Source organism: Morganella sp. GD04133 (assembly GCF_029835375.1).
Taxonomy (GTDB): domain Bacteria; phylum Pseudomonadota; class Gammaproteobacteria; order Enterobacterales; family Enterobacteriaceae; genus Morganella; species Morganella morganii_B.
In genome coordinates this window covers 36,371-62,527 of sequence record NZ_JAODZS010000017.1, presented here as the reverse complement: position 1 = coordinate 62,527, position 26,157 = coordinate 36,371, and the positions used below count along the sequence as shown (strand labels likewise).

The window sequence follows — 26,157 nt, the reverse complement described above, 5'->3', positions numbered from 1 at the left end:
GCCCATGAGTAATAAAATACGTATTAATCGCTATGCTTACATGACTCTGAGCGGCCTGTTATTCACATTCTTCTGGACATGGTCATCTGTGTTTTCTTTGGTGTCGCTCTGGCTCAGCCAAAAAGTCGGCCTGAAGGGAACCGATACCGGTATTATTTTTTCTGTTATCAGTCTGACGGCATTTTGTGCTCAGCCGCTGTACGGATTCATTCAGGATAAGCTCGGTTTACGTAAAAATTTACTGTTGTTTATCGGCTTGCTGCTGCTTATCAGTGGTCCGTGGTTTATTTTTGTATGTACCCCGCTGTTACGGTGGAATATTGTTGCCGGTGCTATCAGTTTGGGCGTTTACGTCGGGGCAACTTTTTTTGCAGGCATAGGGGCTCTGGAGTCTTACACTGAACGGGTCAGCCGCATTGCCGGATTTGAATACGGTCGTGCCCGCATGTGGGGTTCTCTTGGCTGGGCTGGTGCCACATTTTTAGCGGGGATATTATTTAATATCGACCCTAATCTGAACTTTGCAATGGGCTCTGTTTCCGCAGTGCTGTTTCTGATTTTATTATGGACACTGCGGGACGTACGGCCTCACGCAATGAATGAACTTGAATTCGGAAAAAGCAATGCACTGACATATTCGGATGCCTTTGCTCTGCTTCGTATGCGTTCATTCTGGTCACTGGTTATATTTGTCTGCGGGGTCAGTGTCTATAATGTGTATGATCAACAGTTTCCGGTATATTTCGCGTCCATGTTCACCGATGTGAATGAAGGAAATGAAATGTTCGGATACCTGAATTCCCTTCAGGTTTTTCTGGAAGCAGGCGGAATGTTCCTCGCGCCTTTTCTGGTAAACCGCGTCGGAGCCAAAAACGGCCTGCTTATCAGCGGATTTGTGATGGCGTTACGCATTTTCGGATCAGGGCTTGCGGCGGATGCTGTCACTATTTCACTGATGAAATTACTGCATGCCGTAGAGCTTCCTATCCTTTTGATTTCATTATTTAAATATATCACAACTGTATTTGATAAACGCTTGTCAGCAACGATTTATCTGGTCGGATTCCAGTTTATTTCCTCACTATGTGCGGCGATTCTGTCGCCGCTGGCAGGGTACGGTTACGACACTCTGGGCTTCGCTGATACCTATATGATCCTCGCCTCCATCGTTCTGATCATGACGGTGGTATCAGGACTGCTGCTTACGCAAACCGGCACACCCGGAACCCGCCACATCACCATTGAAAAACGGACGGTAATATAATGAAACAACAACTTCTGGACGCGCAATCAGCACTTGAACAGCTCCGCTCCCGGCGTGGTGATGAATTCTATCCTGACTTTCATCTTGCCCCGCCGGCCGGATGGATGAATGATCCGAACGGGCTTATCTATTTTAACGGATATTATCACGCCTTTTATCAGCATCACCCGGTAAATGCGGACTGGGGGCCAATGCACTGGGGGCATGCAACCAGCAAAGATATGATCCGATGGCACCACGAGCTGATAGCGCTGGCTCCCGGGGAAGAATATGACCGTGACGGCTGTTTTTCCGGTTGTGCGGTTGATGATAACGGCGTGTTATCACTCATTTATACCGGACATGTCTGGCTTGGTGATGAAGGTGATGACAGTGCTATCCGCGAGGTTCAGTGTCTGGCGACAACCACAGACGGGATACATTTCCGGAAACAGGGCGTTGTACTGACTCCGCCTGACGGCATCATGCATTTCCGCGATCCGAAAGTCTGGCGTGAAGATAATGTATGGTGGATGGTTCTGGGAGCCCGCGATGCCTCAGATACAGGACAGGTATTACTGTATCGCGGAACGTCACTGAGAGACTGGCAATTCGACCGTGTTCTGGCTCATGCGGATTATGGCGACAGTTATATGTGGGAATGTCCTGATTTTTTTCGCTGCGGTAAACACCACTATCTGATGTTTTCACCACAGGGCATGCAGCCTGACGGTTATCAGTACCGTAATCGTTTCCAGAGCGGTATTCTCCGGGGACACTGGCAGCCCGGCACTGTATTTGCGCAAACACAAAAGTTTCAGGAACTGGATCACGGGCATGACTTCTATGCTCCGCAGTCTTTTACCGCGCAGGACGGACGCCGTATCATCATGGCATGGATGGATATGTGGGAATCACCAATGCCGTCAAAACAGGAAGGCTGGGCCGGATGTATGACACTGCCGCGGGAATTATTCGAACGGGATGGCCGGTTATGTCAGCGTCCTGTCCGTGAAACAGCGTTATTGCACCGGGAAAGCACCCCGGTAACCGGCGGTATACTACATGGCAAAAAGGTATTAGCTGAAAATAGTGGTGCAACAGAACTGGAAATAACCTGGAATACCGCAGAAAGTCATGCCGAACGTTATGGTATACGGCTGGGCCATGCCATGGAATTATATGCCGATAATCAGCAAAAACGCCTGATACTGTGGAGATATAACCCCGGAGATAATTCAAACAGTTACCGCAGTATTGCATTACCGGCAGGAGAGCAACTGACACTCCGTATATTTATTGATCGTTCCTCTGCGGAAGTCTTTGTTAATGACGGGGATGCAACGCTGTCCAGCCGGATTTACCCGAAACCGGGCACCCGTGAACTCGCCTTATTTGCTGACGGGGGAAGTGCTGTAATATCCGCAGGCATTCTGCGGAAACTGAGATAATCTGAAAAATGCAGCCGGTAATCCGGTTTCCCGGATAATCCGGCTGCGGTTTTCTGTCAGTGCATAGTGACAAACGCTTCCGCAGTTGCCGGGTGAAATGGCTGATGGTGGTATCGGACCTGTCTGTTTCATGATTGTTTCCGAAAGCGGCTGACCAGCATTAACCCCAGGAAATAGCTGCCGCCAAGGACAGAGACCAATGTTCCGGCTGCTATCTGTGATGGCCAGATAAGCGTTTGTCCCAGCCAGTCCGCCCATATCATCAGTACGGCTCCTGCCAGCCCGGCAAAAATCAGCTGTGATTTCACTTTTTGAGCACCGCACAACGCCGCCATATGTGGTGCAATCAGACCGGTAAAAGCCAGTGGTCCGACAGTTGCTGTCACCAGCGCACACAACAGAGCAACCAGTGTCAGCATCAGCAGAGCGGTACGGCCGGTATGCAATCCGCGGGCCTGAGCAAATGTTCTGCCGATGGATATCAGCGTCAGACGGCGGCTGAGTGCCAGTATGATCACTGTCAGTCCGGCAATCACGGATGCAAAAAGTACACTTTGTTCTCCGCTGACGCGATAGGTGGAACCGGACAGCCACAGCAGTATCCGGTAATTACTCAATGCCCCCTGCGCCAGAAAGAACTGCACAAAGGCTTCCAGTCCCGCTGTCAGCGCAATCCCGGTAAGGATTAATGTTGCCGGTGCAAACTGGTGCCGGCGTCCGAGTAAAAGCAGAAGCCCCAGTACCAGGGCACTGCCGGTCAGTGCGGCTCCCCAGAGGGAAGTCTGGATCATATTTCCCGTTAACACGCTTATCAGGATAAGTGCAACCGTCGCCCCTGATGACACACCAAGAATATCCGGGCTTGCCAGCGGATTATAAATTAACCGTTGTAACAGGGTTCCGGCCAGCGCCAGTGCAACACCTGCCGTGGCAGCAGACAATAACCGCGGCCATCTCAGAGACCAGCGGAAAGGCTCCGGAACCCCCCACAGGAAGCCGGTTTCCGATTGCTGAAAAAAGACCGTGGTCATCAGCCCGGCAAACAGCAGAAGTACAACAACACTCATTGCGTGCGGCAGAAAACGGGGAGAGATAACCGGTTTCAGAATAATTGTCATCTGATCCTGTGCGGTGAAACGGCGGCGGCTGAATACAATAAGTGCAGGTGCACCAATGGCGGCAGTCATCACACCGGTCGGGATCACCGTCTGCATCAGTTGCCCGAGCGCCAGAGCCAGGGTGTCAGCAAACAACAGTAAAAACGCCCCGGCAATCACGGAGAATATCAGCTCCTGTAACGCAGTGCGTGCACCGGCAATCCGGACAAGATTCGGTGCCAGCAATCCGATAAAGCCAATCATACCGGCAGTGCTGATCACGACTGAAACCAGCCATGCTGAAAGTACCATAAACAGCAAAAATACCGGTAAAACAGATAATCCGCGTGCTTGTGCGCCCTGGTGTCCCAGCCGTAATACCGTCAGTATCCGCGGGGCGAACAGCAGAATAAACAAAACTGGCAGCAGGCGCGGCATAACATCGGTGACATTCTGCCAGCCATCCTGAGTCAGATCGCCGGCTCCCCACATAAAAATATTTTGCGCAAACTGCGAATTCAGTGTAATCACCGCGGTTGCAATGGCACCAAGCAGAATATTGACCACCATTCCGGAAACAATCAGTGGTAATCCTGTAATATTACGGCTTCCTGTAATCAGAATAACAAATGCAAACGCCAGCAGCGCACCTGCGGTTGCAACAGGAACGGCATAATCAGCAGATAATTCACTGAAACTGACAGATAAAATAACCAGTGCAAGCCAGGCACCGGATGATGTTCCGAGTGTCATCGGGGACGTGAGGTTATTTTGTGTCAGTTGTTGCATCAGACTGCCGGTCAGCCCCAGCGTTGCACCTGCCAGCAATGCCATGCACAGTCTCGGCAATTGTCCGTAAAGATAAAAGACAGCCGGAAACGTTTGTGCCGCTTCCGGCGTAAAAATCAGGCTGAGTTGCTGTTGCGGAGATAAGCCGGGCTCAAGCTGCAAGTTAAGCACTATCAGCAGAATAAACAGCAGCGGAAAGAGGATAAGGTAACGGATTTTCATGAGGCGGGCGCAATCTCCAGCAAACTATCCGTAATGGCATCCGCCATCCGCTGCAATGAACGGACACCACCGTAATTCCAGACCGGTGCAACGCCATTGATTTTGCCCTGCTTCACAAATGGCATCGCCTGCCACAAACGGGTGTCTGACAGTTTTTTTTCTTCCGGAAAAGGGCGAAACCAGAGAACATAGCCATCACCGACGTCCTGTAATACGTTGATCCGCCGCTGGGCGATTCCCCAGGGCTGCGCGTCCAGGGGGATTGCCGGTGTCAGGCCAAGGTTACGCAGTACATAGTTAACAGCAGAATTATCAGCCGGCAGAAAGACGGTGGTCAGCGTGGAAAAGCGAATGACAGTAACCCGGGTACCCGGCGGATAGACAGCCGCTAATTTATGGCTCAGCGCCGTAAACCGCTGCGTTAACGCAGCCAGTTGTGCATCAGCCTGCTGTTCTCTGCCAAAAAGTATCCCCAGCGTTTTAAGGTGACGGATAGCCACCGGAGCGGCATCATCTGCTGATGAAAAATTGGTCAGATAAACGACGGGCGCTATCTGTTCTAACAGCGGAATCAGATCTGCCTGTGATGCGCCCGCCAGGATGACATCCGGCTTCAGCCCGGCAATTTTTTCGAGATTCGGTTCTGCCCGGGTTCCGGTGTCAGCCACATTTTCTGTCAGTACCGGCAGTCCGACCCACTGCCGGTAACCGCTGGTTTCTGTTGCTCCGGCAGGGGTTATCCCTAATGACAGCGTTTGTTCAAGCAGATCCCAGTCCAGCACCACGACCCGCTGCGGTATGGTTTCAAACGTGTGCCCGCCACGGTCATCATTTATTGTGACAGCCGCCAACCCTGTTCCCGCGAACATCAAAAAAAACAGGGCGGATAACCGAATTAAACGTAATAATATCAGTTGCATACGACTGCCACTTTTCGGTGTTCCGTACCCGGATGCGGTATTAACCGGATAGCGGTTTCATATAATCCGGAAAGACGGGTTTCATCCTCCAGCAGTGCAGCATCGCCTTCAAACGCGACTTTGCCTTTTTTCAGGGCGATAATATGGGTTGCATACTGCAATGCAAGATTAAGATCATGAAGGATAACGATGATACCGGTACGCTGTGTGCGGTTTAAATCCTGCAGCAGCCTCATCAGTTGGTATTGATGATGAATATCCAGCGCGGATGTCGGCTCATCGAGGATCAGTACCGGGGATTGCTGTGCCAGTAACATGGCAACCCATGCACGCTGGCGTTCACCACCGGATAAGTTATCGGCGGGTATTTGTGCAAATTCCGTGACACCGGCACTCTCCATGGCTTGTGAGATAATAATGTTATCTTCCGGATGCCGGCGGCCAAATGTGCCGCGCCAGGGAAAACGTCCCAGACTGACCAGCTCACGAACGGTCAGCCCGGCAGAAACCGGCAGTTTTTGCGGCAAAAATGCCACTTGTTGTGCCAGCTCCCGTTTGGTGTAAGCGGTGAGGTTTTTATTATTCAGCAAAATTTCCCCTTGATCCGGCCGGGTCTGACCGGCCAGCAGATCAACCAGGGTGGATTTTCCTGACCCGTTATGGCCAAGTACAACCGTCAGTTCCGTTGCCGGGATGGTCAGGGACGGGACGGATAAAATTACCCTCCCGTCACGGACAACACGGATATCATTCAGTGCAAACATAACTACCAGCTGTATTTGGTCTGAACGACAACAGAACGGGATTGGCCGTAATAGCAGTAATAATCACATGCAGAAATATATTCTTTATTCAGCAGATTATTCACATTGACCTGAAGCTGCCACTGTTTGTTCAGCTTATAAATGACCGCAGCATCCCATAATGCCGCAGCGGACACCGTGCGGTCACTGCTCGCCGGGTTGTCTTTTGATTTACCGAGATAGCGGACACCGGAGCCGAGTGTCAGTTCTCCGCTGCCGGTTACCGGCAGTGTGTAATTGATCCAGGCGGAAGCCATGTGCTCAGGGATAAGCGCAGTCTGCTTACGTCCCTGACCACCGGTATTATCTGTTTTGGCATTTGTGTAGGTATAGGATGCCTGAACGTTGACATTATCAGTCAACTTCACAAATCCTTCAGCTTCTGCGCCCGTTGATGTGACTTTTCCTGTCTGTGTGGCAACAGAAGTATCCGGATTGGTAACCAGTGCATTTTTCTGTTCAATACTGAACCAGGCAATATTCAGATAACCATCGAGGAATGAAGGCGTATATTTGACGCCGGCCTCAATTTGTTCACCTTTCAGCGGTTTATACAAATCGCCGGTCGCAGGGTCGATGGTGCTCATCACTTCAAATGACTGTGAATAGCTGGTATAGGGTGATAACCCGTTATCCGCCAGATACATCAGCCCGGCATTGACACTCACCTCACCATCATTCCGGGATTTATCGTTATGAGCTGTCTGATTTTTATTCTCAGTTTTTACCTGATCATAACGCATCCCGGCAACACCAATCCATTTACCGTCCAGCTTGATTTGGTACCGGGAATAGAGGCTTGCCTGCGTTTTATTGATTGTCCGGTTAATATTGTCAGCCGGATCCAGTGGTACGTATTGTCCGTAGACCGGATTCCACGGATTGATCGGACTGAATGCATAACTGTCCTGTTCATCCCCTTTTGTCCGGTGATACTGAATTTCAGCCCCTGCCAGCAGGGTGTGCTCCAGACGTTCTGAATCCCACTGTCCCGTCAGGTTGTTATCGAATGTGATACTCTGGCTGTTACCGTCACGGAATACAACGCCGCGGGCAAGAGAGGTTGCAGATGTATCTGCGTTCGGAAATGCATACACACTGCGCAGCGTCAGTGAGTTATAACCATAATTCAGGCGCTGGGTGAAACGCCAGGTTGTGTCAATATCGTGTTCCAGCAGATATCCGGCGGAAAACTGTGAGCGCTTGTATTTATCATAATCCGGCTCGCCAAGATTCGCTGACGGTTTAATTTTACCGTAAGGTGAATCGATCAATGTACCGGCTGCAGGGAAAAACGGGTTGGTTGGTGTACCGTCATCATGCAGATACGTTGCCATCAGTGTCAGCATGGTATCGTCAGAAAGCGCCATTGCAAGCGAAGGCGCCAGATAAATTCGTTTGTTATCCGTTTTATCCAGTTCACCGTCCGCCTGTTTCATCAAACCGACTACCCGGTAACGGACATCACCATCATCGCTGGCATGACCGGCAACATCAAAACCAAACCCGCGCTGATCATTATTTCCTGCTTCAAGGAAAAATTCCCCTTTCGGAGTAAACAGCGGTTTTTTAGTCACCACGTTTACCGCACCACCGGGGGTAGATTCGCCAAACAGAACCGCAGACGCCCCTTTAACAACTTCAATTTTTTCGAAACCGTAAGGTTCAAGCAGCCAGGTATAATACCCGTCGCGGAATAAACGACTGTTATCCAGATAGGTCGCGGCATCAAAACCACGGACTTTAAACCAGTCAGTGTCATTATCTGCACCGTAAGGCTGAGCTGTTACCCCCGCGGTGTAGCGCAGTGCTTCATCCAGTTTTTGCGGTGCACGGGTTTCCAGCTCTTTTTGCGTAATAACAGAAACGGATTGCGGAGTTTCCTGTAATGCAGTGTCAACTTTCAGCGCCCCGGCACTGACAACAACGGTATCAGAAGTATTATTGTTTGCTGTTTGTGAGTACGCAGGTACAGCACAAAGGGCAACGAAAACATGAAGTGTAATAGCCGAAGGTTTGAAATAAAAAAAATTAGCCATAGCGCCCCGGAAAGACGAATAATAACGATAATGAGTATTATTAACCATAGTTATGCGGTATGGAACTAAAATTTATACCGGTACGGAAGAAAGGGAGGCGATCACCTGCAGCAGATTTGTACTATCCGCGGGAGTCTTTGTAAGCCCCCCGATAAAGAAAAGCCCCCGGAAACAGGGGCTTTGACCAATTTGGTTTTAAAACCTGATAATCAGTGGCCGGATGTTTTTGCTTCGCGGCAGGCTTCGAATAAAAACCAAACACGGCGCTCCGTTTCGTCAATCCAGTTTTCAATCAGGCTGGTTGTCGGGTAATCACCATACCCGGAGGTTAATTCATGTGCTTCTCTGAATTCCGCAGCTAACTGTTTATTATCCTCGCAAAGTTCCGCGAGCATATCTAACGGTTCAACATAGTCCGCGTTGTTATCATTGATTCTTTGCATTTTTGAAATCTGGCTGACAGAACGTAATGTCATACCGCCAATTTTACGGACACGTTCAGCAATCGGATCCGTCATTGCATATAGCTGCTCACTGTGCTCATCCAGCAGAAGGTGATAATCGCGAAAATGCGGACCACTCATATGCCAGTGAAAGTTTTTTGTTTTCAGATAAATAGCGAAAATATCAGCGAGTATCGCATTCATTGCAGCGCTGATGGATTGAGTCGCTTCCGGAGATAAATCTGAAGGGGTTTTTAAGGGCCTGACCTGCAGGTCTTTAGATGTACTCATTATTTGCTCCTTAGAGTTAAAACTGTCCGGGAAAATAACTATCAGTACGTTGAGTCTCTGTTTTAAACAATACTCCGCTGTCACTTTATTACAAGGAATTATATTAAAAACTGAAACGGTATCCGCCGTTAATCTGGTACTGATCAAACCGGTTGCCTGTTGCGCTGTCAGCCTCTGCATACAGGGTATGTTTTTTGCTGATCCCGGCGCTGATGCCCAGTCCGTTGTTCCACCAGTTTCCTTTGAAGCTGTGGGCTTCGCGGGAGCCGTTCAGTTTATAGTCGGTATTGCCCTGAAACTCTCTGACAAAACCGGTTTTCAGGTAAACGTTGATCCGGTTGTCACCGGTGGTGGTTTCATACCCAATCAGCGTACCGGCGCGTCCGATGGTGGAATCATAGTTGCTGAGGTCGATTTTCAGGCCGTTGCCGGCGTGAATACCGGCTGAGCCCTGATGGCTGTAGGTCAGCTGCGCCTGCGGTTCGATATAGAAACCATTGCCGGTCTGACTCAGGCTGAATTTCCGGCCTGCTTCCGCTGATAAACTGACACCCGTTGAGCTGCCGTCGCCGCTGACAGTATTGTTCTGGCTGTCCGATACGCTGAATTTATTTTTCAGCCGGGAAATTTTGGCAATACCATCAACATAGAAACCGTTCTCTGCCATATAGGTGGTGTAAAGCCCCAGGTGGTATGAGCGGACAGTGCCGTCCCCGCCGCGATAGTCCGGCGAGCCTTGTGTTAAGCCCGCAAAGGTACCGATATACAGCGGCGTGTCGGGTGAGATACGTTTATCAAAGCCCAGCTGTGTACCGCCGTAGGTCATGCCGAATCCGCTCATTTTACCGCCGGCAAAGGAATTGAATTTACCGCCGAAGCCTCTCAGCCATGCATTATTATCTCCGCCGTTCTGGCGCAGGTCACCCATGCGCTGCATCAGTGTCTGAGTCTCTGCGTAGTTAATCAGATAGCCCACGTTCAGGAAATTACCGCCTGCATCTGCGGTGGTGGTGATCGGTGGTTTTGGTTTTTCAGGTTCAGGTTCCGGCTTCGGTTTTGGTTCCGGCTCAGGATCAGGATCCGGAACTACCGGTGGCGGAACATAGGCGCCGGAAGAGTACAGTTCCCAGTTATTGCCATTCTTACGCACATCATACAGATAGCCGCCTAACTCGACTTCAGATGCGGAAGTGAAATTAGCTGTACCATCTGCGGTTTCCACGACGGTCAGAATTTCATTCCCGGTTGTGGCCAGGCTGCCGCGGTTTACGACGGTTAATGAATGATCACCAGAGCTGGTACCGGTTACCACCAGTTTGTCACCGGCGTTGTTGACACCATCGCCGTCACCGACAATATCGGTGCGCAGCGTGAATGCGCCGTTACCGCTGAGATTGGCGATACTCAGTGTTGAGTAACCGGTGCCGGATAACCGGTGCGATAAATCGACGGTGGTATTATTCAGTACCAGATTATCCAGGCCGGAATCATCCGTGACATTCCAGCGGCTGTTGTCCATGGTGACGTTCAGCTGCCCGCCGTTGAGGTTATCGCTGTAGGCGTTCCCGGTCCACTGTGAACCGGACGTCATATCCACATTGATCAGCCCGCCACGTGACTGAATACCGCCGTTGATCAGCATTTTGCCCGTTGCATTAATCCGGCTGGCGGCATAGCCGTCATTGTGCTGAGTGGCAATCGCTATCTGATCAGCGGTTGCCATATTAATGGTCAGGCCGCCGGTCAGATCAATCAGACTGCTGGTCATGGCATAGATACCACGGGTACCGGCAGCGCCTGTCACCGAGATATTTTCACCGGTTATGACACCGCCGCCCAGCGCCCACAATCCCAGAGCCAGACTGCCGTTACGATCAATCGTAATATCGGTGTTTTTCAGGTTAATTTTAGCGCCGGAAAACTGAGCAGATGCACCGTAAGAGCCCCCGGCGAAAATGGTATTACGGTTATCCGCTGTGCCGGTGAAATTAATCGCCGCAGTGGTACCGTTAGTGACCAGACCACCGCCGGATTCAGAGGAAAAGTGACTACCGGCACCGATGTCGGCAGTTTCCGCCCGGACTTCAAGTGCGTTGGCGATATCACCCCGCGCAATAATTGTCAGAGCATCGGCTTTGAGTTTTCCGAAGCTCCAGATGCCCTGGCCGTTGTAGCCGTTGGTCATAATTTTGCTGCCGGTACCCAGATCAACAATCGAGCCACTCTGGATATTCATACCGTATGCACTGGATCCCTGTGCATCGATGGTCAGCCCGGTGGCGGTAAAATGCGCCGGGCCTTCAGATGATGTGCCGTTCAGTCCGGCGACATAAACCCCGGAACTGCCGCTTCCGTTAGTTTTGATTGTGCTGCCGCTGCCCAGGCGGGCATGACTGCCGTAATCATTAACGGACAGGCCGATACCACTGTCGCCTTTGGTTTCAACAGAGAGGCGATCGGCGGTCAGTGAGGAGGCATTGCTGACCACCACGCCTTTTGCCATCCCGGTTCCTTCAACGTTAACACGGGTGCCGGTTCCCAGGCTGGCCTGTACTTTTTTACCGGACAGATCAATACCTATGGCGCTTTTACCGTTTACATCCACCGATAAGCCATTGGCGTTTAATACGCTGTTATTTCCCTGAATAACCACGCCTTTGGCGTATTTGGCCGTGTCTGTCACGTTAACAGTGACATTATTACCGAGGCTGATGGTTCCTGAGTTATTGTTATAAGTATTCAGAACACCATAGCGGTTTCCGGATGCATCCCCGGTATCGCCGGTGATCCGGTCGCCATCGTTAACGGTAATATTGGTACCACTCTGACTGCCGATATCCGCAGCCTGTGCTGTCTGTAAACAGACTGCGGTACTCAGGCTGAGAAGTCCGGCGGCGGCTAACCAGCCCCGGAGTGATAATGCGGTGAATTCAGAATAAGAGGATCCCTGATATCCCCTGATAAACAATTTAATATTCATAGTATTCCTTTTCATAATTTTTATTTTCCGGAAAACATAAAAATTATGTAAATAAGATATTTTTTATTGTTATGGTTATTGATGTGAGGCGAAAAACAGGATGTTTCTTCCTGATGCGTAACAACAATAATTAACAGATTGATTAACCGGTATTTACCGGCGCCTGGTGGTGTATTTTCTGAAAGAATGATGTTCCGTATCATATATACGGGTAAAAAATTCAACAGGTGTTATATTAAATACAGCAAGTATATTAATGAGTGTTGATACCGATATTTCACTCGTGGCATTTTCATAGCGTGAGATCTGTTGCTGACTGATCCCCAGTTCTGCACCAAGATCAACACCACTCATTCTTTTTTCTTTGCGTAACTTTCGTATCAGTGCGCCGACATCATGCAGTAATATCTGATTATTTTTCATAATAGATTCCACTCACCGGGCCATAACAGGATACAGGTGTGATATGCTTCCTTATATGACAGCGATACTGATTCAGCAGAGAGTAATATTAATTAAGAGAAAAATAAAAATCGTAATATCCTGTAATAATTTATTACAAATCCGGATGTAATAATATTAATTGCAGTTACTCTTCCGCCGCGTATAAATAATTATCATCTGGTAATGAAATATACAAGGCATATAAAAATATAAAAAATTGTTATTAACGATCGATACGCGCTGCGTGATAGATAAAAACTATCATGGAGTTATTATTGATCGGTTTTAACGATCTTTTGCGTGTAATTAGTGTAAGAAAAAAACCGCATAAATTCATTGCGAAATATTATTTTTTGTATTTTATTCAATTGGTTATTGTTTGTTTTTTGTATTTCAGTGAAATGGTTCAGCAGGTGTTATATGTTTCGACTTTTCCGGATAGCGCCTCCGGAAACAGTGATAGTGAATACACACATGCTTACACTTTTCCTTCCGGATTGGTCAGATCATTCCTCTGATGTTTTGTGAATTACCTATTTTTTATGTTGTTATCAGCTTTTCATGAATGGCTATGTAATATTATTCACCATAAGGAACGGGTTGGCCGGCTTTTATGAGGTGAGTAGCCTGAAATATCCGTTTATCCTGCGGTAAAACAGACGCCCGAATAGCGGATAATAGTGTTTCAGGATGTGGTTACAGACTATTTACAGTGAGTTTTAATATTCGGCTACCGGATACCGGCAGGATAATTTTTGACGGGTATGTCAGGCAGCAACATTCAGCAGAGTTTTGCCTGTCATGATGCAGGGTAATAAAGAGGACAGAATTATTTTGTATAGTATACCCGTGAATAAAATAGTTTTTTACTTTTCAGTCAGCCAGTGATTTTTTTTATTTTCATTGCGTGGTAATGCATTATTTTGAATGTATTTTTCTTCAGATGAAATATTGCGGGGTGTTTGCAGATGTTCCGGTAATGGTGTCAGTATGGCCGTAACATACGTGACCCAACCGACCCTGGCACTGGTTATCTGGTATCCGGCACCGGCTTTTTCTGCCTGACGGGCTATTTTGGCTTCTGCTTCAGATAACGTATCCCCCCAGGCGGTAACCGTTTGTGCAAAACCGGAAGCCGAAATAAAAAGCAGAACCGGGAATGCGATTATTTTCAGGGCGTTCATTATCATTATTTCCTCTGCAGGGTGAGTTACCGTAAAGAGATTAATGAGGAAACTGTACTGCGGATACACAGTAAAGAAAAGTGCAGAAATGGCGGATGCTGTATTTTTGCATCCGCCTTATGGCAGGGAGGATTGCTGTTATTCTCCGGAGAAGGCTGCGGCAAATGCCGGGTTTAACGTCAGACTGTCTAAATACGCTTTCATGACCGGAGAGATAGTTATTAAGTCATGCTTGGCCAGGAACATCAGGAAATAGCCGGTATACACATCAACGGCAGTCATGGTGTTGCCGCATAAATACGGTGCCGCATCAGCCAGTCCGGTTTCCAGGCAGGCCATTACGCGGTCAAAGGAGCCGAACCCTGACATTTTCTGTTCTTCTTCTGTCAGTATCTGGCCCATCTCTTTGGCGGTGAAGGCGGCTTCAACCGGACCGGCGGTGAACAGGAACCAGCGGTAATAGGTGCCGCGTTCCGGAGAATCAATCGCCGGTGTAAAGCCTTTTTCAATAAATTTATCGGCAAGATACATGCAGATGGCGGCTGTTTCCGTGATAACACGATCACCGTCGGTTAATGCCGGTACTTTACCCATCGGGTTGATAGCCAGATATTCCGGGGTATGCATATCCGCACCATAATCCAGTTCCGTGCGCTGATACGGCACATCCAGAATCTTCAGAAATAAATCGACGGTATTCCCGCGTGACATTGCATTAGTATAAAGTGTCAGTCCGCTCATGATGCTTTCCTGTTGAGTGTGTTGAGGCATCATCATAGGTGAGGGGAGTGTCAGAATCTGTCAGGAGGGATGCAGAGGACGTCTTTGCGCCAGCGGTCGAGCAGGTATTTTTTCGGGTACGGCAGTCTGTCGGTTAATATGTCACAGGATTGAATTCTGTCGAGCCGGAAATGCCGGTAGCTCTGCCGTAATTCACACCAGGCAGCCAGTACCTGCACCTCTTTCATATAACCGATGGCAATCGGCCAGATAATCCTGTTGCTGGTCTGTGCCTCTTTATCCTGATAATGCAGTTTGATTTTCAGCTCTTCCCGCATACTGCGGCGCAATTTCCCGGCAATGATATTATCGACCTGTGTCAGCTGTGAGGCGGGCACAAATAATGTGCTGTCGCTGAAAACAGCGCGGGATTCATTTTTCACTACGGCATTAATTTTATTGGCCGCCCGGGCAGCAGAGGCTTTCAGTTCATCATCCGCATTACTCTGCACCCAGCGCAATCCGAGAATTAAGGCTTCCAGTTCATTGACATCAAATATCATCGGCGGCAGCAGTAAGCCTGATTTCATCTGATAACCGAGACCGGCTTCACCGGTAATGTCGGCACCCTGGCAGCGCAGGGTTTCAATATCCCGGTAAACGGAACGCACACTGATGTGTAATTGCGAGGCGAGGGAATCCGCCGTGACCGGATAACGGTTTTCTTTCAGGATCTGTAATAAGGTGAGTAAGCGTTGGGTGCGTGTCATAAGGTATCAGCCTGGCGTGATCGTTAATCCGGAGTCCGTAATACTGCCTGAAACAGCACTGCTCATCAGCCAGGTTTTTATTAATGTCAGCAGCATCGGGTCAGATAATTTTGTTTTCCCGGTCAGGGCACATTCCCAGATGATTAATGTGCGTAGCCCCATGCGGTGCAGTTCTGCGCTGTATTTTTTATCACGGATTTTATTCTCTGATAATTTTTTTTGCCAGAACTCTGTCCGGGTGGCGGGGAGACGGAATTTCTCACAATCGTGCATATGCCAGAAACAGCCGTGAATAAAAATGACCGTCCGCCATTTTGCCATCCATATATCGGGTTTGCCGGGAAGCTTTGCCGGATATAACCGGAAACGAAAGCCGTTATGGTGCAACAGCTTTCTGACATGGTGCTCCGGTTTGGTATCCCGGTTGCGGATGGCGCGCATATTCCGGGAGCGGGTTTCTTTGTCATGTACATCCATCGGATTTTCAGCCGCTGATTTCAGGAATAAACCCAGATTACCCTATTTCGCCGGGAAAATATGCGGTACGCCGCCGGAAGATTATTTTACCGGCGGTAATGCACCAGCCCGCACTAATGCCGCCGTGAGTTGTTCTGCAATCGCTTCCACAACCGTCATACAGACAGAGTTGCCAAACTGTTTATAAATTTGTCCCAGGGAAACCGCATCGGTAATATAATTTTCCGGAAATCCCTGAAGGTTTGCACATTCCCGCGGGGTGAGTTTACGCGGGTTTTTACCGTCCCGCGACTGGTCAATCAGGATCTCAGAACCGTCTTTATAATAGCGGGCGCTCAGGGTATTGGTATATTCGCTGTTTTTATCAAACAGACAATATCCGAAGCCATTACCTCTGGCTTTATGTTCTTTTTTCCGTTTCTGATGGCCGGCCCATAATTTATCCGAGATGGTAAAACGATCTTTTTTATAGCGCACGGCATCTTCCGCCAGTATTTTTTTGCTCTGGAGAATATCGCCGAGACGGGTGGGCTGATGAGTCGGTTCCGGCCAGGAAAATAAGGTATCAAAATCCGCATCCGGAAACTGGTCGCGATCGAAACCGATGATAAAAATACGCTCGCGGTTTTGCGGAATACCGAAATCGGCGGCACGCAGCACACGGAAATCAACCCAATAGTTCAGTTTTTGCGATAACGCGCTGCGCGTCTCCTCACTCAGCGGAATATTATCCGGCACGGTCTGTTCATACTGTCCGCGCAGAATATCGAGGATGGTCTGTAACGTCCGGCCGCCGTCATGACCGCGCAGTTGTTTGACGTTCTCCAGCAGAAACGCTTTCGGTCGTTTCTCCGTCATGATGCGCTGAACTTCGAAGAACATGGTGCCGCGGGTGTCGTTAAACCCCTGACGCGCACCTGCCTGTGAAAATGCCTGGCACGGAAAACCGCCGAGAAGAATATCGTGATCCGGAATATCTTTTGCGGCGATCCGGGTGATATCGCCGTCGGGCATCTCCCCGTAATTGGCAAAATAGGTACGCTGGGCGAATTTATCCCACTCAGAGGTGAACACACAACGACCACCCAGTTGCTGAAAGGGCAGCCGGATCCCGCCGATGCCGGCAAAAAGATCGATAAAGGTGAATCTGCAATTATCCTCGGGTGACTGCCGGAAAGGGGCATCCTCTGGGTGTTTTTTCAAAATCATCTCCGGTTCGGGAAACAGCCGCCGGGCAGTGTGCCGGTTTTATCCCGGCACTATATCACTGCCCGGGGCTCCGGGAAACAGCAGCGGCAGTTATTGTGTTACTAAAAAAACGATAGCTGCTATATCTTTCATTAACCCGCAATAATGAAATATCAGGTAAGGTGATTCGGTAATTTTACCGTTGTTTTCTCTGAGGGGTAAACATGATGACACAGTCAGTACTGTACTTTTTGCAAACTGAAGGAAATAAGATTATCCGGCTGGATCTGCAGGATTTTTCGCAGACAGTGATTATGGGACCGGTACCCGGAATGCTCGACGGTATTGTGGCAGATACGGAAAACCGGGTTATTTACTGGACAAACATGGGAGACGCGCCATTTACGAAAAAAGACGGTGCTGTCGGACGTTGCGGGTTGCGGGGGGAAAATCCGCAGTTACTGATACCGCCGGGTATATTTATGACCGGGAAACAACTGTTTTTACATCATTCCCGGCAGGAGTTGTACTGGTGTGATCGTGAAGGTGGTGCTGTGATGCGTTGTACAACCAAAGGCGAAAACATACAGACAATTGTCAGCAGACGTTCTGCGGGCAGCACTGTCGCGGATATTGCTGACCAGTGTGTAGGTATTGCCGTTGATACATTCAATAATGATCTGTACTGGACTCAAAAAGGGGCATCAAAAGGCGGACAAGGCCGAATTTTCCGGTTGAGTCTGGATAAATTCAGTGACGGCAACGAAATGAATGAAGCAGATATGTCGGTGTTGTTATCCGGGTTACCGGAACCTATCGATCTGAGCCTTGATTTACAGAACGGCAGATTATATTGGACAGACCGCGGGGCTCCGCCGGATGGTAACAGCCTGAATGTGGCGGATTTTAACGAATCGGGGCTGCATAATTACCGGGTTATCGCCCGGGGGTTCCGGGAAGCAATTGGTCTGGCGATGAACACAGATGATGATCTCGCGTATGTCGCTGATCTTTCCGGCTGCATTTATAAAGTGAATTTGTCAGATGGACGGAAAAAAGTTATTTATCAGCAGGGAGCCATTACCGGAATTGCGCTGGCCCGGGCATAGGAAAACGGCATAATCACAGTGAATAGTCACTCCCTGAAAACCAAATACAGAAAGCAAATGGAAAATATTTCTTCTTGTGATAATCATTCTCAGTCAATATTATCAGCAGCCTGATAATAAACTTTTTTGATCTTCACAGGAAAGATACCAATGCGCATCCGCTCTCTTTGTCTTCTGACACCCTGCCTGACCCTGTTAACCACGCCGGAGGTTCTGGCGGCAACCTCTGCCGATTCCGGCGAACCGATTGTGGTCTCTGCTTCGCGCAGCTACCGGACAGTGTCTGAAATGGCTCAAACCACCTGGGTCATTGATAATGCGGATATCGCGCAGCAGGCGGAAGGCGGCAAAGAGCTGAAAGATATCCTGGCGCAGCTGATCCCGGGGATGAGTGTCAGCGGCCAGGGCCGGACAAACTACGGCATGAATATGCGCGGGCGCTCAATGATTGTGATGGTGGATGGCGTGCGCCTGAATTCATCGCGCAGTGACAGCCGTCAGCTGGATTCGATTGATCCGTTCAATATCAACCATATCGAAGTAATTTCCGGTGCGACCTCTCTGTACGGTGGCGGCAGCAGCGGTGGTCTGATTAATATCGTGACCAAAAAAGGTCAGGAAGAAAAACAGGTTGAAGTTCAGATCGGCGGCAAAAGCGGGTTCCGCAACGGTTCGGATCATGATGAAAACGTGGCAGCGGCGGTCAGCGGCGGTAATGATCAGGCTTACGGGCGTTTATCTGTGGCTTATCAGCGTTACGGCGGCTGGTATGACGGTAAAGGCCGCGAAATCCTGATCGATAACACCCAAACCGGACTTCAGTATTCTGACCGCCTGGATGTGATGGGCTCCGGGACACTGACGATTGATGACCATCAGTCGCTGGAACTGATGGCGCAGTATTACAATAGTGAATCTGACGGTAAACACGGGATCGATCTCGGTAAAGATTTTGCGGCCGTCTTAGGGAAAGGCACGGCGCATAACAGTGATAAGCTGGATTCTGACCGTATTCCGGGCACCAAACGCCATATGGTCAATCTGCAATACAGCAATAGTGACCTGTTGGGACAGGATCTGGTAGCTCAGGCGTATTACCGTGATGAAACCCAGACCTTCTATCCGTTCCCGGCGCTGGGCGGTAAAAAGCCGGATTATGTCGTCAGCAGTATCAGTGCATCAGAGCAGAAAACCGATTTCTACGGCGGTAAAGTCACCTTTAACAGCAAGCCGCTGGATAATCTGACACTGACGTACGGTGCGGATGCTGAGCATGAAAAATTCAGTGCCAATCAGAAATTCTTTAATCTGCAAAAAGCCAAAGAAAGTAACGGACTGACACTGGATTCCGCCTATAACACCGGGCGTTATCCGGGTTACACCACCACCACGATGGCGGCGTTTCTGCAAAGCAGTTATGACATCAACCCGCTGGTGACTCTGAGTGGCGGTGTGCGTTATCAGTACACGAAAAATAAAGTGGATGATTTTGTCGGTTATCAGCAGCAACAGCTGATTGCGGAAGGCAAAGCCACTTCGGCGGATGCGGTACCGGGCGGGGAAACGGATTACAACAACCTGTTATTTAATGCCGGGGTGCTGCTCAACCTGACCGACACACAACAGACCTGGTTTAATTTCTCCCAGGGCTTTGAAATTCCCGATATCGCCAAATTCTACGGCACCGGCACTTACGGTTCGCCGGTTAATGGTCATTATCCGCTGCTCAACAGTGTGAACATCAATGATACGCGGGTAAAAGGCATCAAGGTCAACTCCTTCGAGCTGGGCTGGCGTTACACCGGAGACAGCCTGCAAACCCAGCTGGCGGCATACTATTCACTGTCTGACAGCAGCTACGACATCAATAAGAAAGATATGACTATCTTCCTGAAAGATGACAAACGCCGGATCTACGGCGTGGAAGGGGCGGCGGATTACGCGATCGCAGATACTGACTGGCGTGTCGGCACCAATTTCAATCTGATCAAATCCGAGACCAAAACGGGCGATCAGTGGGAAAAATGGAGTGTTAAGTTTGCCAGCCCGTCAAAAGTCACCGCGTATGTGGCCTGGGAGCCGTCAGACTGGACACTGCGTCTGCAAAGCCAGCAATCCTTCAGCCTGACCGATGCGGACGGGGAGAAACTGGACGGATATAACACCGTCGATTTCCTCGGCAGCTATCAGTTACCGGTCGGTAAAGTCAGTTTTGCGGTCGAAAACCTGCTGGATAAAGATTACACCACCGTGTGGGGACAGCGCGCACCTATCCTGTACAGCCCGGCGTACGGCGCACCGGACTTATACAGCTATAAAGGGCGCGGGCGCACATTCGCACTGAATTATCTGGTGACATTCTGAGGCCCGTTTTATGCGTATATTCCTATTGATGATGACGCTGCTGCTGAGCACAGGAGCCCGTGCTCAGACGCAAATTATCACTGATTTACAGGGACGGTCAGTGGCGGTGAATACACCGGTCAAGCGGCTGTTTCTTGCGGATGCCCGTGACATTCTGGCGGTGGATATTGCGGCGGGGAAAACCCATTTTTCCTCTCTCAGCGGATGGAGTGATACCCTGGCGCATTATGCGCCGGATCTGGAAGCGGCATACCTGGAAGCAGTGCCGAAACTGGCGCGGTTACCGGTTCTGCCGAAAAGCAAAGACGGGACCTTTACAACCGAAAACCTGCTGGCGCTGTCACCGGATGCGGTACTGATGCACAAATCGTCCTACGGGCTGATGAAAAGCTCGAACCTGCTGCCGCAACTGGAAGCGGCGGGCATCCCGGTGATTTTTATCGATTTCCGCAGTGACATGACAGAGAACACCCCGAAAAGTATTCAGCTTATCGGCACGCTGTTTGAAACCGAAGGGCGGGCCGCGGAATTTTCGGAATACTACCGGCTTAAACTGGCTGCACTGCGTCAGCGTTTGCCGGAACAAAAACCGTCCGTGCTGATTGAAAGCAACGCCGGATTATTCGGCAATGACTGCTGCCGTTTATACGGACGTACCGGATTCGGTGAACTGGCGGAGATTGCGGGGGGTGATAACCTGGTGCGTGACACGATGCCGGCAAACGGTGCGGAAAGCAGCATTGAAAATATCCTGCATCTCAACCCGCAGTTCTATGTGCTGACCGGCGCGGACTGGAAACAGTATAACCGCCGTTCAGAGGCGGTCACGCTCGGGTACGGTGCACCGGCAGAACCGGCGCACAAAGAGATGAATGCGCTGATGAACCGCCGGGGATTATCTTCGCTGGAGGCGGTGAAATCACAGCACGTGATGGCGGTTTACCATAATTTCTACAACAGCCCGCTGAATATTTTTGCCGCCGAGGCACTGGCCGCGTTTTTCCATCCGCAGGCATTCAGTGACCTGAATCCGCAGGCGGAAATGGTGTCATTTCATCAGCGGTTTACGGCTGTCAGCGGCACCGGAACGTTCTGGGTGACGATGCAGTAATTATCCGTTTATCAGCAAAAACAGCACAGAAGCCCGGCACAAAAAACAGTGTTGCCGGGCTTCTTTTTTTATCACCGGTTAAAAAGAAATCAATTTTATCCCTTAATTTGATCTGCCCCGCAAAGTGACAACTCAGTACCCTCAAAAATGTGATGAACATCTTATTTTCACCAGTGAAAATATGACTCAGGCCACATATTCAGCCCGGAAAATAAAAACAGCGAAATTTTCTGTAAAAAGTAATTAATTGAATTAAAAGAAATATTTTTTGCTTTACACGATAAAGCGCTATTTCAGGCAAACGAGATCATCCTCACATTCTTAAAACCGGAATGTGATCTTCGTCGCTATTTATTTAGGCGCAAATAAGCCATCTTTAAAATAAGAAAAAATCACATCAGGAGTTCGGTTTTGGATATTCATTTTGAGAGCGGGCTGTTATCCCTGAATCAGAATTTTGCCTCTCCGGAAGAAGGCATCCGCTATGCTGGTGAGTTACTGCAAAAATCAGGTGCCTGTACCCCTGATTATATTGAGGAAATGATCCGCGTATATCATGAGTTCGGGCCGGTGATTGTGCTGGATACCGGGGTGGCGATGCCGCATGCGAGACCGGAAAAAGGGGCATTAAAAACTGCGTTCTCCGTGGTGGTGACCGGTACACCACTGGTGTTTCATCATGAGGAGTTTGATCCGGTCAATGTCATTATTGCTATCAGCGCGACAGATTCAGATACCCATATTCATCTGATTCAGACCGTGGCTGATCTGATTGAAAATAATATTACTGAGTTTGTAAAAGAGAATAACAAAGAACAGATTTTACAGTTTATCCGGACGTCGATAGAGAGGACAGCATGATTAAAATAAGAACAGTGTGCGGCAATGGTATCGGCAGCTCATTAATGGCCGCCAATAACGTGAAAAAAATTTGTGAGGAGATGGGCATAAAAGCCGATGTGGCTTCAGTGGATTTTGCCAATGCCGTGGGTGAGAAAGCGGATCTGTATGTCACGATTAAAGAGCTGGCATCACAATTTCCGCCGCAGTGTGAAGTTGCCGTGATCCGCAGTTATGTGCATAAAGCTAAAATTGCGGAAGATATTAAAGACGCTTTACTGAAACTGAGTCAGTCCTGATAGTTCATTCTTGTTACAGGAATTAAATTATGGCTTATATTCTCTCATTCCTGACTGAGATATTCAGTCAGCCTGCCTTTCTTATGGGGATTATCTCCCTGGTGGGGTTACTGGCATTACGGTCACCGGTCAATAAATTATTAACCGGGACATTAAAACCGATCCTCGGTTATTTAATGCTGAGTGCAGGTGCCGGCGTTATTGTGGCAAACCTGAATCCGCTCGGCGGTATTATTGAAGCCGGTTTTAATATCCGGGGCGTTATTCCGAATAACGAAGCGATTGTGTCTGTTGCCCAGAAATTACTGGGTGTGGAAACCATGAGTATTTTATTACTCGGCTTTATTTTCAACCTGGCGATTGCCCGTTTTACCAAATATAAATATATCTTTTTAACCGGTCACCACTCTTTCTTTTTAGCCTGCTTATTCTCGGCGGTATTACAGGCCGCGCATTTCAAAGGCTGGGAAATGGTGATTATCGGCGGTTTCCTGCTGGGTGCCTGGTCTGCTATTTCACCGGCGATCGGACAGCGTTACACCAAACGCGTAACGGAAGACGGCGGTATTGCCATGGGGCACTTTGGTTCCCTCGGTTATTACCTGTCTGCCTGGATTGCGGCGAAAGTCGGTAAAGCGGAAAACTCATTTGCGGATACTGAAATCTCTGAAAAATGGGGCTTCCTGCGCGATACCACCGTAACGACCGGTATTGTGATGGTCGTGATTTATCTGGTGTGCAGCATCGTTGCCGGTTCCGCTTATATCAGCACTATCACTGAGCAGAATATGGTGATCTTCTCCATCCTGACCGGTCTGCAGTTCGCGGTGGGTGTGGCGATTGTTTACAGCGGTGTGCGCTTAATCCTGGGTGACCTCGTGCCTGCGTTTCAGGGTATCAGCCAGAAACTGATCCCGAATTCAATTCCGGCTGTTGACTGTGCGGTCTTCTTTACCTTCAGCCCGACAGCGGTGGTGATCGGCTTTATCAGCTCCTTTATCGGCGGTCTTGTCGGCATGCTGATGCTCGGTGGGCTGGGTATGGCGCTGATTATCCCGGGCATGGTGCCGCACTTCTTCTGCGGCGGTACATCCGGTGTATTCGCAGACAAACTGGGCGGCAAAAAAGGCTGTATTATCGCGTCCTTTATCGGCGGTATTTTCCTCGCCTTCTTACCGGCCATGCTGTTACCGGCACTGGGTAACCTGGGCTTCGAAAACAGTACCTTTGCAGATTTTGACTTCGCGGTGTGGGGCATTGTTATCGGTGAAGCCTTTACTCACTTCGGTCAGATTGCGATTTACCTGATTTGTTTTGTTCTGGTTCTGGCATTACTGGCGCCGTTTGCCTTTAAATCCGTCAAAGTGGTGGGTGATACCCTGAGCTATGACGAATTAATGGAAAAAGACCGCGCACATAAGTAAACATGATACTGACGAAAGGATTTAAGGAGTTGTTATGGCAGTAATTTCTGTCGGTTTATCCTGCTTCGACCAGTTCTTCTTCCTTAACCGCTGGCCGGAGGAGAACACCAAAAATTTCTCCGGCGATTTTATTGAAAGCGGCGGCGGACCCTGTGCCAATGCGGCATGGTTACTGGGATTGTGGGGAGAGGATATTTATTTTACCGGACACCTTAACCACGATATCTATGGTCAGAAAATTATTGATGAGTTTCATGATGTGGGTGTGAATACCGATTACGTTATTTTTAACGATGAAATGATCACACCGCTGGCATCTGTATTAGTGAATCAGTTAAATGGTTCCCGGACAATTATTACGCGCAAACTGGTCTCTCCGCCGCGTATGACATTTGAAGAGAAACTGAAAATTGATGAGCTGATTACCCGCCTGACACAGGAGGATAAAGGGGAAGTCATCACGGTATTAATTGATGGTCATGAACCGGAGCTGAGTGAATATATTCTGACCCGTCTGCCTGATGCCCGCGTCGTGATGGACGCGGGGTCACTGCGGGAAAGCAATTTAAATCTGGCAAAATATACCGATTATCTGGTCGCCAGTGAAAACTTTGCCCGTGATCTGATTGAGATTGATAAATTCACCACCGATATTCAGTTAAAAACGGCATTAACGGAACTGAATAAACTGGCCCGGGGTGAGGCATTTATTACGCTGGGTGAAAAAGGCTGTGCGTATCTGCAAAACGGAATGCTGACAATATCACCGGCATTTATTTGTAATGCGATTGATACCACCGGTGCCGGTGATATATTCCATGGCGCATTTACGTACGGGGTTCATTATAACTGGCATATTGAGAATATTATTTTATTTGCCAGCCTGTCAGCAGCCATCTCAATTGAGAAAAAAGGGGTGCGCGAATCAATGCCGGATTTGGCGGATGTCCATAATGCGGTGAATAAATACGAAAGAAATCTGAAACATTATTTTGATTAATTCTGGTTTTGATTAAATTCTGATTTTTAATTCAATTCCGGTTATACGCCAACAAGGGGAAATCCGATGTTAGTTTCGATGGAGAATATGCTCAATCGTGCTTTTGCACGCCAGTACGCCGTCGGTCAGTTTAATATTAATAACCTGGAGTGGACAGGAACAGTATTAAAAGTTGCACAGCAACTGCGTTCCCCGGTTATTTTAGGTGTCTCCGGCGGGACCATAAAACATATGCTCGGGCTGAAATGTATTCACGATATTGTGGTGAATGCGATGGAGTTTCTGGAAATAGATGTGCCGGTGGCACTGCATCTGGATCACGGTCAGTCTTATGAAGCCTGCGAAGCGGCCATTAAAGCCGGTTTCAGCTCCGTGATGTTCGACGGTTCACATATGCCGTTTGCCGAAAACCTGGCAATAACCAAACGTCTGGTGACTTACGCGCACCGCCGTGGTGTGTCAGTGGAAGCAGAGCTGGGCACTATCGCGGGCAGTGAGGACGGCATTGTGAATTCTCACGTGATTTATGCGGACCCGGCAGAGTGTCAGAAACTGGTGGAAGAAACCGGGGTGGATTGCCTGGCAGCGGCGCTCGGCTCGACACACGGGCTGTATAAAGGCAAAGCGAAGCTTGGCTTTGCGGAAATGCAGCATATCGCGCAACTGGTGAAAGTGCCGCTGGTACTGCACGGCGGAACCGGTATTTCTGATGAAGATATGAAGAAAGCGATTTCACTCGGTACGGCGAAAATCAACGTTAATACGGAAAATATGTACGCGTGGTGCCTGTCCGTGAAAGAGCAGTTTGAACAGCAGGGTGCGCATGATATCAACGACCCGCGCAAAGTGATTATGAAGGGATTACAGCCGGTCGCGGAGCGGGTGGAAGAGCGGATGCGTCTGTTCGGCTCTGCCGGGCAATCTCTGTAATTCCGTCAGATCCTGCGGT

22 protein-coding genes are annotated in these 26,157 nt (G+C 49.1%); 10 read left to right on the top strand and 12 right to left on the bottom strand.

Going from position 1 to position 26,157, the window contains the following annotated elements; genetic code table 11:
• Positions 1-4: 4 nt before the first annotated feature.
• Positions 5-1,264, top strand: a complete 1,260-nt coding sequence (locus N7387_RS10195) for an MFS transporter (RefSeq protein WP_262861136.1) — start codon at positions 5-7, stop codon at positions 1,262-1,264.
• Positions 1,261-2,694, top strand: coding sequence for a glycoside hydrolase family 32 protein (locus N7387_RS10190; RefSeq protein WP_279798748.1), 1,434 nt, complete (start codon positions 1,261-1,263; stop codon positions 2,692-2,694). The genes N7387_RS10195 and N7387_RS10190 overlap by 4 nt, the downstream gene beginning before the upstream one ends.
• Before the next feature lie 128 nt (positions 2,695-2,822).
• On the opposite strand, the gene fhuB is transcribed toward N7387_RS10190, so the two are convergent.
• The 12 genes from fhuB to N7387_RS10130 all read right to left on the bottom strand — a co-directional run bounded on the left by fhuB (position 2,823) and on the right by N7387_RS10130 (position 17,082).
• Entirely contained in the window at positions 2,823-4,802 is a 1,980-nt protein-coding gene (gene fhuB / locus N7387_RS10185; protein WP_279798705.1) for a Fe(3+)-hydroxamate ABC transporter permease FhuB, read from the bottom strand.
• Positions 4,799-5,653, bottom strand: a complete 855-nt coding sequence (locus tag N7387_RS10180; protein ID WP_279798703.1) for an iron-siderophore ABC transporter substrate-binding protein — start codon at positions 5,651-5,653, stop codon at positions 4,799-4,801. Before N7387_RS10180 ends, fhuB begins: the two co-directional genes overlap by 4 nt.
• Before the next feature lie 59 nt (positions 5,654-5,712).
• Positions 5,713-6,486 carry an ABC transporter ATP-binding protein gene (locus N7387_RS10175; RefSeq protein WP_279798701.1) on the bottom strand — a complete coding sequence of 258 codons (774 nt, stop codon included), beginning with the start codon at positions 6,484-6,486 and terminating at the stop codon, positions 5,713-5,715.
• A gap of 2 nt (positions 6,487-6,488) precedes the next feature.
• Entirely contained in the window at positions 6,489-8,564 is a 2,076-nt protein-coding gene (locus N7387_RS10170) for a TonB-dependent siderophore receptor (protein WP_279798699.1), read from the bottom strand.
• A gap of 209 nt (positions 8,565-8,773) precedes the next feature.
• A complete protein-coding gene (locus tag N7387_RS10165; RefSeq protein ID WP_262861131.1) occupies positions 8,774-9,298 on the bottom strand; it encodes a DNA starvation/stationary phase protection protein in 525 nt (174 codons plus the stop codon).
• A 103-nt stretch (positions 9,299-9,401) separates the two neighbouring features.
• Positions 9,402-12,278 (bottom strand): autotransporter outer membrane beta-barrel domain-containing protein, encoded by a 2,877-nt coding sequence (locus N7387_RS10160; protein WP_279798697.1) that lies wholly within the window; start codon positions 12,276-12,278, stop codon positions 9,402-9,404.
• Between the two features lie 153 nt (positions 12,279-12,431).
• On the bottom strand, positions 12,432-12,701 hold the full coding sequence (locus tag N7387_RS10155) for a helix-turn-helix transcriptional regulator (protein WP_279798695.1): 270 nt from the start codon (positions 12,699-12,701) through the stop codon (positions 12,432-12,434).
• A gap of 887 nt (positions 12,702-13,588) precedes the next feature.
• Positions 13,589-13,906 carry a DUF1471 domain-containing protein gene (locus tag N7387_RS10150; protein ID WP_279798693.1) on the bottom strand — a complete coding sequence of 106 codons (318 nt, stop codon included), beginning with the start codon at positions 13,904-13,906 and terminating at the stop codon, positions 13,589-13,591.
• Positions 13,907-14,044: 138 nt separating this feature from the next.
• On the bottom strand, positions 14,045-14,647 hold the full coding sequence (locus N7387_RS10145; protein ID WP_279798691.1) for a glutathione S-transferase family protein: 603 nt from the start codon (positions 14,645-14,647) through the stop codon (positions 14,045-14,047).
• A gap of 50 nt (positions 14,648-14,697) precedes the next feature.
• Positions 14,698-15,396: a YafY family protein gene (locus N7387_RS10140; protein WP_279798689.1), complete on the bottom strand. Its 699-nt coding sequence runs from the start codon at positions 15,394-15,396 to the stop codon at positions 14,698-14,700.
• Positions 15,397-15,402: 6 nt separating this feature from the next.
• A complete protein-coding gene (vsr, locus tag N7387_RS10135; RefSeq protein WP_262883645.1) occupies positions 15,403-15,873 on the bottom strand; it encodes a DNA mismatch endonuclease Vsr in 471 nt (156 codons plus the stop codon).
• Between the two features lie 81 nt (positions 15,874-15,954).
• Positions 15,955-17,082 carry a DNA cytosine methyltransferase gene (locus N7387_RS10130; RefSeq protein ID WP_262861124.1) on the bottom strand — a complete coding sequence of 376 codons (1,128 nt, stop codon included), beginning with the start codon at positions 17,080-17,082 and terminating at the stop codon, positions 15,955-15,957.
• Positions 17,083-17,285: 203 nt separating this feature from the next.
• On the opposite strand from N7387_RS10130, the gene N7387_RS10125 reads away from it, so the two are divergent.
• The 8 genes from N7387_RS10125 to fba all read left to right on the top strand — a co-directional run bounded on the left by N7387_RS10125 (position 17,286) and on the right by fba (position 26,138).
• Entirely contained in the window at positions 17,286-18,170 is an 885-nt protein-coding gene (locus tag N7387_RS10125) for a hypothetical protein (protein WP_279798686.1), read from the top strand.
• 150 nt (positions 18,171-18,320) lie between these two features.
• Positions 18,321-20,534: a TonB-dependent siderophore receptor gene (locus N7387_RS10120; RefSeq protein ID WP_262883381.1), complete on the top strand. Its 2,214-nt coding sequence runs from the start codon at positions 18,321-18,323 to the stop codon at positions 20,532-20,534.
• Positions 20,535-20,544: 10 nt separating this feature from the next.
• Complete coding sequence (locus N7387_RS10115; protein ID WP_279798683.1) at positions 20,545-21,645, top strand: ABC transporter substrate-binding protein; 1,101 nt, start codon at positions 20,545-20,547, stop codon at positions 21,643-21,645.
• A gap of 411 nt (positions 21,646-22,056) precedes the next feature.
• Entirely contained in the window at positions 22,057-22,506 is a 450-nt protein-coding gene (locus N7387_RS10110) for a PTS sugar transporter subunit IIA (protein WP_004234684.1), read from the top strand.
• The gene (locus tag N7387_RS10105) at positions 22,503-22,784 is read left to right on the top strand and encodes a PTS sugar transporter subunit IIB (protein WP_004234686.1); all 282 of its coding nucleotides are present in this window, start codon (positions 22,503-22,505) and stop codon (positions 22,782-22,784) included. The genes N7387_RS10110 and N7387_RS10105 overlap by 4 nt, the downstream gene beginning before the upstream one ends.
• 29 nt (positions 22,785-22,813) lie before the next feature.
• A complete protein-coding gene (locus N7387_RS10100) occupies positions 22,814-24,208 on the top strand; it encodes a PTS ascorbate transporter subunit IIC (protein WP_262861120.1) in 1,395 nt (464 codons plus the stop codon).
• Positions 24,209-24,242: 34 nt separating this feature from the next.
• Positions 24,243-25,208 (top strand): PfkB family carbohydrate kinase, encoded by a 966-nt coding sequence (locus tag N7387_RS10095; RefSeq protein ID WP_004234690.1) that lies wholly within the window; start codon positions 24,243-24,245, stop codon positions 25,206-25,208.
• A 66-nt stretch (positions 25,209-25,274) separates the two neighbouring features.
• Positions 25,275-26,138: a class II fructose-1,6-bisphosphate aldolase gene (gene fba / locus N7387_RS10090; protein ID WP_004241136.1), complete on the top strand. Its 864-nt coding sequence runs from the start codon at positions 25,275-25,277 to the stop codon at positions 26,136-26,138.
• Positions 26,139-26,157 lie beyond the last annotated feature (19 nt).